Origin of the sequence: Streptomyces sp. NPDC006739, assembly GCF_042869815.1 — a bacterium.
GTDB lineage: Bacteria > Actinomycetota > Actinomycetes > Streptomycetales > Streptomycetaceae > Streptomyces.
In genome coordinates, this window is sequence record NZ_JBIAGM010000026.1 from 1 (window position 1) to 13,494 (window position 13,494).

A 13,494-nucleotide genomic window follows, 5' to 3' on the forward strand; every position below is an offset into this window, starting at 1 on the left:
CGAGATCGGCGTGGACAAGAACACCACCGTCGTCTTCCCGGCACCGCTGATGAGCACCATCGGCGAACTCGGCTCCTTCCTCGCCCGCGAAGCGAACGCGGCCGGCGCAACGGCACCGCTGTCCCCCACGCTCGTACCGGCCCTCGACCTGACCGAATCTGCTCGCGTGCCCGCACCGAACGGGGGGACCGAAACCAGCTGAGCGCTCCGGTGGGCGGTGATGCCTCTGAGGGGCGGTCCAGACCCTCCCTCAGACCCCCGACCGCATCCCGGGGTCCTTCTTGGCCGACGTGTTCGACCCTCGGTACAAGTCCCACCCACTCCCACCGAGGCCCAGTGCGGCGAATACAAGAGCCGCACCATGGTTCCCACCGCCGACCATGGCATCGGCAAGCGCCGGCATGTCCGTCGGCGCGACCCTGACGTCCGCCGGCGCAGGCGAGGAGAACTTCGACACGAAAGCCCAGGCGGACAACCGCGCCGCCGAGGTGGGTGTCGAGACCCGGCGCGGCTCCTCCGTCGTCCCCGCCGAGACGGAACGGACGCTCGGCGCCTACACCCAGAAGTGGTTTGACGCGAACTCCGTCGGTCCGTCGACCGCGCTCCGCTACGAGGCGATGGTCCGCAACCCAACGTCGATCACCTCGGCCGACGCGAACTGCGGTCCCTCAACAAGCCCTCGATCATTCAGGGTTGGATCCGCATGCGCCAGGACGCGGAACCGGAAGTGCCGATGGCCGAGGGCATCTTCGACATCGTCTCCAGCATTCTCGGCATGGCCGTGGAGGACGGGCTGCTGCCGAAGAACCCCGGCTCAAGGCCACACAAGGCAATAAGGCTGATGCCCCGCCTCATGCAGCCGATGGCTGAAGTCCTGCCACTCGTGCAGCAGCTGGTACACGTTGAACGCGTCGCGAGGGCCGCCGCGGTCCGGGACCGTCGACCAGATGAACGCCGCCGCGCCCACCGCCTCCTCGCCGATGCCGCGCAGGGGGTCCACGACCGTCATGGGGAGCTTGACCACCGCGTAGTCGGGGTGCAGGACGACCAGTTCCAGCGGCGGCACCTTGTGGAGCGGGACGCCCTCGATGCCGGTCAGTACCATCGCGGCCATCGTCTCCGGCTTGATCTTGGTGAACATGCCGTTCATGCCCAGCTCGTCACCGCCGAGTTCCTCGGGACGCATCGAGATCGGGACGCGGGCCGCCGTCGCACCGTCGGGTGCGCCGAAGTATTTGTACGTCACCCCCACCCGACCACCATTCCTGCTCCCAGCCCTCAACTCGTCGATCCGACGATCCAGGTGATCTATACGTCGGTCGAGCCGCTCCGGCTCACTCGGCACGCCCTGGGTCGGACGTGCTTCGGTCGCTTCCTCCGCCTCGCGCCGGTGCCTTCCCCGCCGGGCACGTCGAGGACCCAGGTCGTCAGTCCCCTCGCCCAGTCCGCCACCGCGATGCATATCTCCACCCGACTGCTTTTCTAGGACGCGCGGCCCCCGCCGCGCAACCCGATCATCGTGTCAGTGACCTCCCCCACGGCCGCCCGCCGAAACGTGCGCCGAAACATCGGTCCGCAGGATCTTCGCAGCCTCTGGACACGGTGTGCCGTATGAGCTGTGTGTATCAGCTCTCAGTCTCGCAGATGGTGTGGCCTCGATCATGAGGTCGGCGATGGTCCGTCCCGGGCGCGGCCTACCCTGAGGAGGTGAGTGCCATGAGTGAACTGCCCTATCCCTATGAAGCGCCTGCCTCACAGGCGCTCTTCGACCGTGCGTCCGCCGTCACGCCCGGCGGCGTGAACTCCCCGGTGCGCGCCTTCCGCGCCGTGGGCGGCACGCCCCGGTTCATGGTGTCCGGCACCGGCCCGTACCTCACCGACGCCGACGGGCGGGAGTACGTGGACCTCGTGTGCTCCTGGGGGCCCATGATCCTCGGCCATTCCCACCCCGAGGTCATCGCCGCCGTACAGGAGGCCGTCTCGCGCGGTACGTCCTTCGGTACGCCCGGTGAGGGCGAGGTCGCCCTCGCCGAGGAGATCGTCGCCCGGATCGAGCCGGTCGAGCAGGTGCGGCTGGTCAGCAGCGGCACCGAGGCGACCATGTCCGCCATCCGGCTGGCCCGCGGGTTCACCCGGCGGTCCAAGGTGATCAAGTTCGCCGGGTGCTACCACGGGCACGTCGACTCGCTGCTCGCCGCCGCCGGCAGCGGGGTGGCCACCTTCGCGCTGCCCGACACGCCCGGCGTCACCGGCGCCCAGGCCGGCGACACCATCGTGCTGCCGTACAACGACCTGGAGGCCGTGCAGGAGGCCTTCCACCGGCACCCCGGTGAGATCGCCTGCGTGATCACCGAGGCCTCGCCCGGCAACATGGGCGTCGTACCGCCGGACCCGGGGTTCAACCAGGGCCTCAAGGACGCCTGCTCCAAGAACGGCGCCCTCTTCATCTCCGACGAGGTCATGACCGGGTTCCGGACGAGCCGGAGCGGTTGGTACGGGATCGACGGGGTCAGGCCCGACCTCATGACCTTCGGGAAGGTGATGGGCGGGGGGTTCCCCGCCGCCGCCTTCGGGGGGCGGGCCGACGTGATGGCCCACCTCGCGCCCGCCGGGCCCGTGTACCAGGCCGGCACCCTCTCCGGGAACCCCGTCGCCACCGCCGCGGGCCTCGCCCAGCTGCGGCTCCTCGACGACGCGGCCTACGAGAAGGTCGACGCCGTCTCCGCGCAGATCCAGCACCTGGTCACCGAGGCGCTGAGCAAGGAGGGCGTGGCGCACCGGCTGCAGACCGCCTCCAACATGTTCTCCGTCTTCTTCACCGACCGGCGGGTGCGTACCTACGAGGACGCCAAGCGGCAGGAGTCGTTCCGCTTCACCGCGTTCTTCCACGCCCTGCTCGCGAACGGTGTCTATCTGCCGCCGTCCTCCTTCGAGGCCTGGTTCGTGTCCACGGCCCACGACGAGCGGGCCATCCAGAAGATCGCCGACGCCCTTCCGGCGGCGGCCCGAGCCGCCGCGGAGGCCACCGCGTGAGCACCGAAAGCGACATCACCGTCGTCCACCTCATGCGGCACGGCGAGGTCGCCAACCCGGACGGGATCCTGTACGGGCGGCTGCCCGGATACCACCTGTCCGAACTGGGCCGGCAGATGGCCGAGCGGGTCGCCGAGCACCTCGCACCGCGGGACGTGACGTACGTCTGCGCCTCCCCGCTGGAGCGGGCGCAGGAGACCGCCACCCCGATCGCCAAGGCGCACGGCCTCGACCTCGCCACCGACGAACGGCTCATCGAGGCCGAGAACGTCTTCCAGGGCAAGACCTTCGGGGTGGGGGACGGCGCGCTGCGCAAGCCCGACAACTGGAAGCACCTCTTCAACCCGTTCAAGCCCTCCTGGGGCGAGCCGTACGTCGACCAGGTCGTGCGGATGATGGGCGCGCTGGGCGTGGCGAAGGACCGGGCACGCGGGCACGAGGCGGTGCTGGTCAGCCATCAGCTGCCGATCTGGATCGTGCGGTCGTACGTGGAGAAGCGGCGGCTGTGGCACGATCCCCGCAAGCGGCAGTGCACGCTGGCCTCGCTGACGACCTTCACCTACAAGGGCGACCGGATCGTGTCCGTCGGCTACAGCGAGCCGGCCCGGGACCTGGTCCCGGCTCATCTGCTGTCCGGAGCCAAGCCGGTGAAGGGTCAGGGCAAGGCCTTCGGCGCCTGAGCATGGCCCTCGGGCCTCGGATCTTATTTTCATTACTTTTATTACGAACCGGTTGAGATCGCTGGGGAACCTTCCGCTTCGTCGCGTCCTCTGAATATGTGACCACCAGAAGGACGTACGGATCGGGGTTTGGAATGCGCGCTCTCACTCGCAGGGGGATGCTCGGGCTCGGTGCGGGTGCCGCGGCCGCTGCCGGACTCAGCGGCTGCGGCACTCTCACGGGCGGCTCGAGCGGATCGAGTTCGGGCGGTGGTTCCGGCAGCGGTCACTCCGGTGACCAGCCGAAGGTCACCGCCCGGCGCATCGGCGACGGTTCCACGTCCTACACCGGCAAGCAGCCGCACCAGCCCGAGCAGCCCCAGCCGCTGGAGGCGGGCCAGACCCCGCCGCAGTTCGTGATCTTCTCCTGGGACGGGGCGGCCGAGGTGGGCAACGGCCTCTTCCCGCGCTTCCTCGACCTCGCCGCCCAGCACGGCGCGCACATGACCTTCTTCCTGTCCGGGAGCTACCTGCTGCCCGAGTCGAAGAAGCGGCTCTACAACCCGCCGAACAACCGGCGCGGCGCCTCCGACATCGGTTACCTCAACGACGCGCACCTCAAGGCCACCCTCGCCAACGTCCGCCGGGCCTGGCTGGACGGGCACGAGATCGGCACCCACTTCAACGGCCACTTCTGCGGTGAGGGGCACGGCTCGGTGAAGTGGTGGACACCCAAGCAGTGGCACAGCGAGATCGTGCAGGCCAAGGCCTTCGTCAAGGAGTGGCGGACCAACACCGGCTGGAGCGATCTGCCGGCCCTGCCGTTCGACTACGACAAGGAACTGGTCGGCGGCCGTACGCCCTGTCTGCTCGGCCAGGACAACCTGCTGCCCACCGCCCGCAAGCTGGGCTGGCGCTACGACGCCTCCTCGCCGGGCGGCCGTCAGGTGTGGCCGGTGAAGCGGATGGGGCTCTGGGACCTGCCCTTGCAGCAGATACCTTTCCCCGGACGTTCTTTCGAGGTCCTGTCGATGGACTACAACATGATGGCCAACCAGTCCCTCAAGACCACCAAGGCGCCCGCCTACAACTACCCGGGCTGGCGGACGCAGTCCGCGCAGGCCTACATATCGGGATTCCAGCGGGCATACGAGACAAACCGGGCACCCTTCTTCATAGGCAACCACTTCGAGCACTGGAACGGCGGCATCTACATGGACTCCGTCGAGGAGGCCTTCAAGCACATCGCCCGGGAGAAGGAGAAGGGCGCGGACGTGCGGATGGTCTCGTTCCGGCAGTTCGTGGACTGGATCGACGTGCAGAAGCCGGAGGTGCTGGCCCAGCTGCGCACCCTGGGGGTCGGGCAGAAGCCGGCCGGCGGCTGGAAGGGCTTCCTGAAGGACACGAAGGGCACGAAGGGCGCCGCGTCGTCCTCCGCGGGTGCCGCCTGAAATGCGGTTTTCCGCCCCTGAGGGGGGTGCGCAAGATCCCCGGAACGGGCATGCGAAACTTTTCACATGAGTACCCGTAGCCGCGTTGTCCTCCTCAGCGCCGTGGCCGCCGCCGCGGCCCTGACCCTGTCCGCGTGCGGCTCCGGCGGCACCTCCGGCGGGGGCGGCAACACCAACTTCGTCACCGGCAACAACGGCATCGACACGGCCCCCCAGGGCAAGCGGACGGCGGCACCCGACCTGTCCGGCAAGACCATCGACGGCAAGACCCTCGACGTCGCCGACTACAAGGGCAAGGTCGTCGTCATCAACGTCTGGGGCTCGTGGTGCGGGCCGTGCCGGGCCGAGGCGCAGTACTTCTCCAAGGTCTCCAAGGACTACGCGGGCAAGGGCGTCCAGTTCGTCGGCATCAACACCCGGGACACCAGCAACACCCCCGCGGTCGCCTTCGAGAAGGAGCACGGGATCACCTACCCGAGCCTGTACGACCCGACGGGCAAGCTGATGCTCCGCTTCAACAAGGGCACGCTCAACCCGCAACTGGTCCCCTCCACGCTGATCCTGGACCGCGAGGGGAAGATCGCGGCGCGGGCGCTGGAGGCGCTCAGCGAGGAGAACCTGCTCAAGATGCTCAAGCCGGTCCTCGCGGAGAAGTGACGTGAGCGACCTTGTGACGCTTGCCGCCCTGACGGGCCAGAACACGACCGTCCGCGACGGCGCCCTGCTGATCGCCCTGCCGGTCGCCGTCCTCGGCGGCCTGGTCTCCTTCTTCTCCCCGTGCGTCCTTCCGCTCGTGCCCGGCTACCTCTCCTATGTGACCGGCGTCACCGGCGCCGACCTGGGAGACGCCCGCCGGGGCCGGATGGTGGCGGGTGCCTCCCTGTTCGTGCTCGGCTTCACGGCCGTGTTCGTCTCCGGCGGAGCGCTGTTCGGTTTCTTCGGCCAGACGCTGCAGGACCACAAGGACACCCTCTCCAAGGTGCTCGGCGTGCTGATGATCCTGTTGGGCGTCTTCTTCATGGGGCTGATGCCCTGGCTGACCCAGCGTGAGTTCCGCTTCCACAAGCGGCCCGCCACCGGACTGGTCGGCGCGCCCCTGCTCGGCGCCCTGTTCGGCATCGGCTGGACGCCCTGCATCGGCCCCACCCTGGCCTCCGTCGTCGCCCTCTCCTCCCAGCAGGCGAGCGCCGGCCGCGGCGCCGTCCTGACCGTCGCCTACTGCCTCGGCCTCGGTGTCCCCTTCGTCCTCACCGCGGTCGCCTTCCGCAAGGCCCTCGGTGCCTTCGGCTGGGTCAAGCGCCACTATGTCTGGGTGATGCGCATCGGCGGCACGATGATGATCGTGACCGGTGTGCTGCTGCTGACCGGCGCGTGGGACCGTCTCGTGCAGGAGATGCAGACCTGGTCCAACGGCTTCACTGTGGGGATCTGATCGATGAGCGAGACCACCACCGGCACCCCCACGGGCGGAGCCGAGGACCGGGACCAGGACCTGGGGGCGGCCGCCTCGCAGCTGTCCACCGCCCCGCAGGAGGAGGCGGTCAGCCTGCCCTCCCTGGGCGTCATCGGCTGGGTCCGCTGGTTCTGGCGCCAGCTGACCTCCATGCGGGTCGCGCTGCTGCTGCTCCTGCTGCTGTCGCTCGGCGCCATCCCCGGCTCGCTGATCCCGCAGACCGGCGCCGACATCAACAAGGTCGACGACTTCCGCAAGACCCACACGACGCTCGCGCCGGTCTACGACAAGCTCGGCCTCTTCCACGTCTACAGCTCGGTGTGGTTCTCCGCGATCTACATCCTGCTGTTCGTCTCCCTCATCGGCTGCATCGTCCCCCGCACCTGGCAGTTCGTCGGCCAGCTGCGCGGCCGGCCGCCGGGCGCCCCCCGACGCCTGGACCGGCTGCCCGCCTACACCACCTGGCGCACCACGGCCGAGCCGGAGCAGGTCCGCGAGGCCGCGCTCACCCTCCTCAAGAGGCGCCGCTTCCGCGCGCACGTCGCGGGGGAGGCGGTCGCCGCCGAGAAGGGGTACGTCCGTGAACTGGGCAACCTCGCCTTCCACATCGCGCTGATCGTGCTGCTGATCGCCTTCGCCTCCGGCCAGATGTACAAGTCGGACGGCACCAAGCTGGTCGTCGAGGGCGACGGGTTCGCCAACTCGATCCTGCAGTACGACGACTTCAAGTCCGGCAGCCTCTTCCACAGCGACGACCTGGTGCCGTTCAGCTTCGACCTCCAGGACTTCAAGGCCACCTACGAGACCAGCGGACCCAACCGGGGCACCCCGCGCATGTTCCAGGCGAGGATCAGCTACAGCAAGGGCGCGTACGGCAAGCCGCAGGAGACCACCGTCAAGGTCAACCAGCCGCTGGAGATCGACGACGCAAAGGTCTACCTCGTCAGCCACGGCTACGCGCCGGTCATCACCGTCCGCGACGGCAAGGGCGACGTCGTCTACCGGGACGCCGTACCGCTGCTGCCGCTCGACGGAAACGTCACCTCGCAGGGCGTCGTCAAGGTCATGGACGGCTACAAGAACGCCCAGGGCGCGAGCGAACAGCTGGGCGTGCAGGCCTTCTTCCTGCCGACCTACGGCGGCGGCGCCAACGTGCTCTCGCAGTTCCCGGCGCTGCTGAACCCGGTGCTCAACCTGGCGCCGTACCACGGCGACCTCGGCGTCGACTCGGGCCTGCCGCAGAGCGTGTACCAGCTGGACAAGACCCACATGAAGGAGTTCAAGGACTCCAAGGGCCGGCAGCTGCGGGGCAACCTCAGGCCCGGCCAGACCATGTCGCTGCCGAACGGCGCCGGATCCATCACGTTCGAGAAGGACGTGAAGGAATGGGCCGGTTTCGAGATCGTCCAGGAGCCCGGCGGCGGCTGGGCGCTCGGCGGCGCGCTCACGGCGATCTTCGGCCTGGCCGCCTCCCTGTTCATCCAGCGCCGCCGCGTCTGGGTGCGGGCCGTGCGCGGCGCCGACGGCGTGACGGTCGTCGAGATGGCCGGACTCGGCCGCAGCGAGTCCGCCAAGGTGCCCGAGGAGCTGGGCGACCTCGCAGGAACCCTCTACGACCAGGCGCCGGGGGCACCCGGCCCCGACGACGACCCCGCAGAAACCCCCGACTCCCACGTCGTACCTGCCGAAGGGGCTGAGAAGTGACTCTCGCCGCCACAACCGATCTCGCCGCAGCGACCAACGAACACCTCGCGAGCATCAGCAACACGCTGATCTACTCGGCGATGACCGTCTACACCCTGGCCTTCCTCGCCTACATCGCGGAATGGATCTTCGGCAGCCGCAGCAAGGTGGCCCGTACGGCCGCCTCGCTGACCGCCGACGCCGCGAAGAAGGGCGCCGGGCCCGCCGTCCAGGTCAAGCAGGCCGGCGGCACCGCCGTGCTGGAGCGGCCCAAGGTCGTCGTCCGGGCGGCGTCCGGTGCCCGGGACGTGCCGGACGGTCCGGGTGCCCACGGGGGCGACGCGCAGGGCGATCTCTACGGCCGTATCGCCGTGTCCCTGACCGTGCTCGCCTGGCTGGTGGACGTGGGCGGCGTCGTCGCCCGCGCGGCCTCCGTGCAGCGGGCGCCGTGGGGCAACATGTACGAGTTCAACATCACGTTCTCCTGTGTGGCGGTCGGCATCTACCTCTCGCTGCTCGCCCTGAAGAAGAACGTCCGCTGGCTCGGCCTGTTCCTCATCACCACGGTCCTGCTGGACCTGGGTCTCGCGGTCACCGTCCTCTACACGGCGAGCGACCAGCTGGTCCCGGCCCTGCACTCGTACTGGCTGTACATCCACGTCTCCACCGCGATCTTCTGCGGCGCGGTGTTCTACGTCGGCGCGGTCGCCACGATCCTGTACCTGTTCAAGGACTCGTACGAGAACAAGCTGGAGACCGGCGGCAAGCCCGGCGCCTTCGCGACCTCGGTGCTGGAGCGGCTGCCCGCCTCGGCCTCCCTCGACAAGTTCGCCTACCGGGTCAACGCGGCCGTCTTCCCGCTGTGGACGTTCACGATCATCGCCGGCGCCATCTGGGCGGGCGACGCCTGGGGCCGGTACTGGAACTGGGACCCGAAGGAGACCTGGTCCTTCATCACCTGGGTCGCCTACGCCTGCTACCTGCACGCCCGCGCCACGGCCGGCTGGAAGGGCCGCAAGGCCGCCTACCTGGCGATGATCGCGTTCGCCTGCTGGCTGTTCAACTTCTACGGCGTCAACATCTTCGTCACCGGCAAGCACTCCTACGCGGGCGTGTGAGCGCCCGGTCGGTGACACTGGAGTCATGAGCGGCTCCGACACGCACGTACTCCACTTGCTCGTGCGGATCCCGAGGCCCATGGAGCAGGTCTGGCCGGCGGTGGCCACCCCGGAGGGACTCGCGGGGTGGTTCACCGCCGTCGACGTTCTCGAACCCCGCCTCGACGGCCTGGTCACCCTGCGGGACCTGGGCACCGGGCGGGTCACCGCGTGGGACGTGGACCGGGTCGCCGAGTACACGGTGGAGGGCGGCGGCCGAGTCCGGTTCCACCTGGAACGGGACGGGGACACGGCGAGCGTGCTGCGCCTCACCCACGAGTTCCAGGGCGGGAGCGAAGGCGGGTCGGAGGCGGCCTGGCACACCCGCTTCGAACGCCTGATCGATATTGTCCAGCCCGCCTAGGACGGCGGCAGACACTCCTTCCCCGGCGGCTTCCCCTCCGGCCAGGCGACCTTCACGAACCGGGAACCGCCCTGCTGGGTGAGTTCCACGATCGGTACGGCCTTGTCGTACGGGTTGCCGTGCGCGTCCAGGCAGATCCAGCCGCTCGCCCCGTCCACCCGCAGCGACCCCTGCACCTGCCCCCATTCGTGGCCCACCTGGGCGAGCGGCGGAGGCACCCTGCCACCCCGCGCGGCCATCAGGATGCCCCGCGAGGCCAGCTGCACCGCGTCGTAACCGATGATCAGCTGGCCGTCGTCCAGGCCGGTCGGGCCGACGGGACCGACCGGCTCGGTCTTCGCGGCGGCCACCAGGTCGAGCAGCTTCCGCGTGTCCCTGGCCGAGCCCCCGTCGGTCGCCGGCGTGGCGCTCCAGGCGTCGGGGTGGGCCAGCGAGGTGTAGCGCACCGAGAGGTTGCGGCCGAGCGCCGTACGGTCCAGCTTCCCGTCGGCGGTCAGGTACGAGCCCTCGTCCCCGGTCAGCAGGGTGAACTTCCGGTCGTCGCAGCCGCGTCCGCCCAGCGCGTTGATGAACTGCCGCAGCTGGGTGTGCCGTCCCGCGAAGAGGATCGTGTCCACCGTACGGGGCGTGGAGCACAGGATCTGGGTGATCTCCCAGAAGGTGCCGGCGGTCGAGCCCTCCTGGCTGCGGTCGGCGGGCGGGTAGAACGGCCGGGGCTCCAGCGGGGAGCCCTTCAGCAGCGAGGTGAACGCGGTCTTCAGCGTCTCGGTGTACGGGTCCCCGGGCTTGTCGTACACCAGCATCGCCCGGTTCGCGGCGACCTTGGCGAAGGACGCGAGCGCACGGGCCTCGTCGGTGTTGGTCGGCGAGACCCGGGCCAGCCCCGGGAACGGGTCCTTCCCGCCCTGGCCGTTGGCCAGGTCGTCGGCGGTGATGGAGGAGCCGACCACCGGGATGCCGCGCCGGGTCAGCTCGCCGACCGCCTGCTTGTTGCTGTCGGTGCTCTGCCCGATCCCGGCCACCGCCCGCAGCCGGTCGGCGGAGGTCGTCATCGCCGTCAGCCGGTCGACCGTAAGCCGCCAGTACGCCCCCGTCGCCCCCGGGTTGGCCAGCACCAGCCGGATCGCCGGGACCATCCCGTTGGGGGCGTGGTTGGCCTGGTACTGGGCCAGACAGGCGCCCTGGAGCTGGTGCTGGATGTCGGCCAGGCTCGACGGGGAGGTGGAGGTGTACGGCAGCATCAGCGCCACGGTCACATAGCCGCCGGGCTTCAGCCGCCGGTTCTCCCGGTCGATCGCCTTGACGGCGTCCGCCAGCTGGGGCCGCCCGAAGTCGTACGGGCCGCTCGCCACGCCCACGCACTCGTCACTGCCCTGCGGCCGCACCACCCCCGGCGCACAGGACCGGTCGTCGTGCGCCAGCGCGCGCACCCCGAAGACCCCGCCGGTCACCAGCGCCGCCGCCACCAGCAGGGCGAGATAGCGGCGCAGCGGGATCTCCCAGACGCCCTCGCGCAACCATGTGCCCACGCCCCTGCGCGTCATCAGGCCTCCCCGCCGCCGTCGTCCGAGTCGTCCCCGTCCTCTTCGTCCGGGGCGTCCAGCGCGTCCAGGGGGCGCCCCGCGAGCGCGGCCGCCGGCCAGTCACGGGAGGCCCGCCACAGCAGCGCGTTGCCCGCCGGCCGAAGGTTGGACAGCTGCTCCAGTTCGAACCGCAGCCGGTCGCACACCTTCGGATCGGGCAGCACCAGCGGATCCGCCAGCTGCCACACGGCGTGCAGCAGCCGCCGCACCCGCAGGTCCAGTACGGCGTCCGCGCCCTCGGGCGCCGGCTGCCCGGCGTCCGTACGGCCCAGCGCCACCGCCGCCCGCCGGTCGCCCCGGCCGGTGAAGTCGCGGCCCTGGGCGTCGTGCGCGTGGAAGTAGGGCGCCGACGCGACGAAGCGCAGGGTGCGCAGCCAGGTGCGGGTGCCGGCGGTGGCGAAGGTGTCCCGCAGATGGGCCACCGCCGAGTCCGGGGAGCCCAGGGCGAGTTCGTGGTACAGCCGGTACCGGGCCCGCTCGGGGTCGTCGCCGCCGTCCCCCTCGCCCGGCGCGTAGTGCGCGATCAGCGTCTCGTGGGCCCTGCGCCACCCGGAGTGGTCCGCGTCCCGCAGATGCAGCCTGAGCAGCAGCAACGTCCGTACGAACGGGTCACCGACGAACTGGCCGGGCGCCCCCGGCAGCCCCTCCTCGGCCAGCCGGGTCTGCAGGGCCCGTACGTCCGCCGGGCCGAAGTCGTCCGGGAGCAGGGCGGCGGCCAGCGCGCAGGCCGAGTCGTGGTCGTGGGCGGCGGCCAGCACGGTCAGCTCGTCCAGCCGGTCGGCGGGCACCAGCCGGTCCAGCAGCTCCCGGTAGGCGGGGACCCCGTCCCGGTCCTCGTGCAGCCGTACGTCCGCGGTGAGCAGCTCGCCGAGCGAGTCCGCCGCCGGCAGGTGCTGGGCGGCGGACTCGGCGAGCACACCGATGCCCAGCGGGTTTCCGCCGGTCAGCCGGTGCGTGGCGTGCGGGAGTTGGGGCGGCACCGGGATCTCGTCGCAGACGGCGCCCACGATGTGCAGGGTGTCGTCGGGGGTGAGCGGCGTGAGCGCGACCAGCAGCGCCCGTGAGGAGGGCACCGCCGGGTCCGGGGTCCAGTCGCTGCGCCGGGCCACCTCGGGCAGCTCACGCCGTACCGCCCCGCGCAGGGCCGCCCGGCGGCCGTCGCCGCGCCGGGCCGCGACGAACGCCACCTGGTCGGTGCCGCCGTCGGCCCGGTCGCGCAGTACGGCCTCGATCAGCTCGGGACCGGGAGCCGACTGGGCGTTGTCGACCAGCACCAGCGGCCGGCCCAGGCGCCGCATCCGGGGCAGCACGCCCGTGTACGCCTCCGTCAGGTCGGTCAGCAGCGCCCGCACGAGGTGCCGTTCGGCGTGCTCGCGGGAGGTGCCGTCGGCCCGGAAGTGCCCGGACAGCAGGATGAGTCCGCGCTGCGCGTTGCCGCCGGCGTTCGGATACGTCCGGTACCACACCGACGCCTTCTGGTGCCGGCGGCTGGTGAAGCCCTCGGCGACGGACTCCAGGGTCGCCTCGATGGCCCCGGACACCAGCGGTCCGGTGCCGGTCGCGGCGGCGACCACCTTCGCCGCCACCTTCCCCGCCCAGCGTCCGGCGAAGCCGCTGACCCACGAGCCGCCCTCGTTCAGCAGCAGGATCCGCTCGACCTCGCGCCGGATCCGCTCCGAATCGGCGTCGCCCCAGCCGCCGGCGGCCACCGCGACGAGCCCCGACATCAGCCGGGGAAACGTGATCCGCCCGGCCCCCGTGACCGGCTCCGCCAGCTGCTCGGCGACGACCAGAAGCCCCTGCGTCACCGGCGACCACGACTCCTCGGGCCGGTCCGCCGGCGGCGCGGCGAACTGCGGCTCCGCGCAGTCGATCAACGCTACCGGCGTATGCCCCTGGTAGGCGTCCCGCAGTTCGCCGAGCACCGCGCTCTTGCCCAGACCCCGCGCCCCCGTGAGCACGACGAGGGGCGGTTCCTTCGGATGCTCGAACGGATGCGCGCGATGCTGGTTCGGGCGCAGGCCCACCAGTCGCGGTACGAGTCCGGCCGGATCCGTGTCGAACAGGGCCCCACGCCCGTGCAGACCTCTGTGCACCGCATCCCCCCTTGA

General features: G+C 70.5%; 11 protein-coding genes and 1 pseudogene. 9 read left to right on the forward strand and 3 right to left on the reverse strand.

Annotation, left to right across the window (positions count from 1 at the left end; translation table 11 throughout):
• Nucleotides 1-202, forward strand: a pseudogene (locus tag ACFYMM_RS35480) (slipin family protein); the annotation flags it as partial.
• A gap of 612 nt (nt 203-814) precedes the next feature.
• On the opposite strand, the gene ACFYMM_RS35485 reads toward ACFYMM_RS35480, so the two are convergent.
• On the reverse strand, nt 815-1,252 hold the full coding sequence (locus ACFYMM_RS35485; protein WP_003974483.1) for a hypothetical protein: 438 nt from the start codon (nt 1,250-1,252) through the stop codon (nt 815-817).
• A gap of 464 nt (nt 1,253-1,716) precedes the next feature.
• Between ACFYMM_RS35485 and hemL the strand changes: the two genes are divergently transcribed.
• From hemL to ACFYMM_RS35525, 8 genes are all read left to right on the forward strand, one after another.
• Complete coding sequence (gene hemL, locus ACFYMM_RS35490; protein ID WP_388394532.1) at nt 1,717-3,033, forward strand: glutamate-1-semialdehyde 2,1-aminomutase; 1,317 nt, start codon at nt 1,717-1,719, stop codon at nt 3,031-3,033.
• A gap of 32 nt (nt 3,034-3,065) precedes the next feature.
• Nucleotides 3,066-3,713, forward strand: coding sequence for a histidine phosphatase family protein (locus ACFYMM_RS35495; RefSeq protein ID WP_388394757.1), 648 nt, complete (start codon nt 3,066-3,068; stop codon nt 3,711-3,713).
• Between the two features lie 134 nt (nt 3,714-3,847).
• Nucleotides 3,848-5,143, forward strand: coding sequence for a hypothetical protein (locus tag ACFYMM_RS35500; protein ID WP_388394534.1), 1,296 nt, complete (start codon nt 3,848-3,850; stop codon nt 5,141-5,143).
• A 66-nt stretch (nt 5,144-5,209) separates the two neighbouring features.
• On the forward strand, nt 5,210-5,800 hold the full coding sequence (locus tag ACFYMM_RS35505) for a TlpA family protein disulfide reductase (protein WP_388394536.1): 591 nt from the start codon (nt 5,210-5,212) through the stop codon (nt 5,798-5,800).
• Between the two features lies 1 nt (nt 5,801).
• The gene (locus ACFYMM_RS35510; RefSeq protein WP_388394538.1) at nt 5,802-6,575 is read left to right on the forward strand and encodes a cytochrome c biogenesis CcdA family protein; all 774 of its coding nucleotides are present in this window, start codon (nt 5,802-5,804) and stop codon (nt 6,573-6,575) included.
• Nucleotides 6,576-6,578: 3 nt separating this feature from the next.
• A complete protein-coding gene (locus ACFYMM_RS35515) occupies nt 6,579-8,300 on the forward strand; it encodes a cytochrome c biogenesis protein ResB (RefSeq protein WP_388394540.1) in 1,722 nt (573 codons plus the stop codon).
• On the forward strand, nt 8,297-9,397 hold the full coding sequence (ccsB, locus tag ACFYMM_RS35520; RefSeq protein WP_388394542.1) for a c-type cytochrome biogenesis protein CcsB: 1,101 nt from the start codon (nt 8,297-8,299) through the stop codon (nt 9,395-9,397). The genes ACFYMM_RS35515 and ccsB overlap by 4 nt, the downstream gene beginning before the upstream one ends.
• 25 nt (nt 9,398-9,422) lie before the next feature.
• On the forward strand, nt 9,423-9,800 hold the full coding sequence (locus ACFYMM_RS35525) for an SRPBCC family protein (RefSeq protein WP_388394544.1): 378 nt from the start codon (nt 9,423-9,425) through the stop codon (nt 9,798-9,800).
• Here ACFYMM_RS35525 and ACFYMM_RS35530 read toward each other — a convergent pair.
• The gene (locus ACFYMM_RS35530; protein WP_388394547.1) at nt 9,797-11,344 is read right to left on the reverse strand and encodes a hypothetical protein; all 1,548 of its coding nucleotides are present in this window, start codon (nt 11,342-11,344) and stop codon (nt 9,797-9,799) included. The genes ACFYMM_RS35525 and ACFYMM_RS35530 overlap by 4 nt on opposite strands.
• Nucleotides 11,344-13,479, reverse strand: coding sequence for a hypothetical protein (locus ACFYMM_RS35535; RefSeq protein WP_388394550.1), 2,136 nt, complete (start codon nt 13,477-13,479; stop codon nt 11,344-11,346). Before ACFYMM_RS35535 ends, ACFYMM_RS35530 begins: the two co-directional genes overlap by 1 nt.
• Nucleotides 13,480-13,494: the final 15 nt, after the last annotated feature.

Bases quoted from the DNA above. Each gene is read 5' to 3' on its own strand.
- ACFYMM_RS35500 (WP_388394534.1), top strand. From the start codon at position 3,848: ATGCGCGCTCTCACTCGCAGGGGGATGCTCGGGCTCGGTGCGGGTGCC.
- ACFYMM_RS35530 (WP_388394547.1), bottom strand. From the start codon at position 11,344: ATGACGCGCAGGGGCGTGGGCACATGGTTGCGCGAGGGCGTCTGGGAG.
- ACFYMM_RS35515 (WP_388394540.1), top strand. From the start codon at position 6,579: ATGAGCGAGACCACCACCGGCACCCCCACGGGCGGAGCCGAGGACCGG.
- ACFYMM_RS35525 (WP_388394544.1), top strand. From the start codon at position 9,423: ATGAGCGGCTCCGACACGCACGTACTCCACTTGCTCGTGCGGATCCCG.
- ACFYMM_RS35505 (WP_388394536.1), top strand. From the start codon at position 5,210: ATGAGTACCCGTAGCCGCGTTGTCCTCCTCAGCGCCGTGGCCGCCGCC.
- hemL (WP_388394532.1), top strand. From the start codon at position 1,717: ATGAGTGAACTGCCCTATCCCTATGAAGCGCCTGCCTCACAGGCGCTC.
- ACFYMM_RS35495 (WP_388394757.1), top strand. From the start codon at position 3,066: ATGCGGCACGGCGAGGTCGCCAACCCGGACGGGATCCTGTACGGGCGG.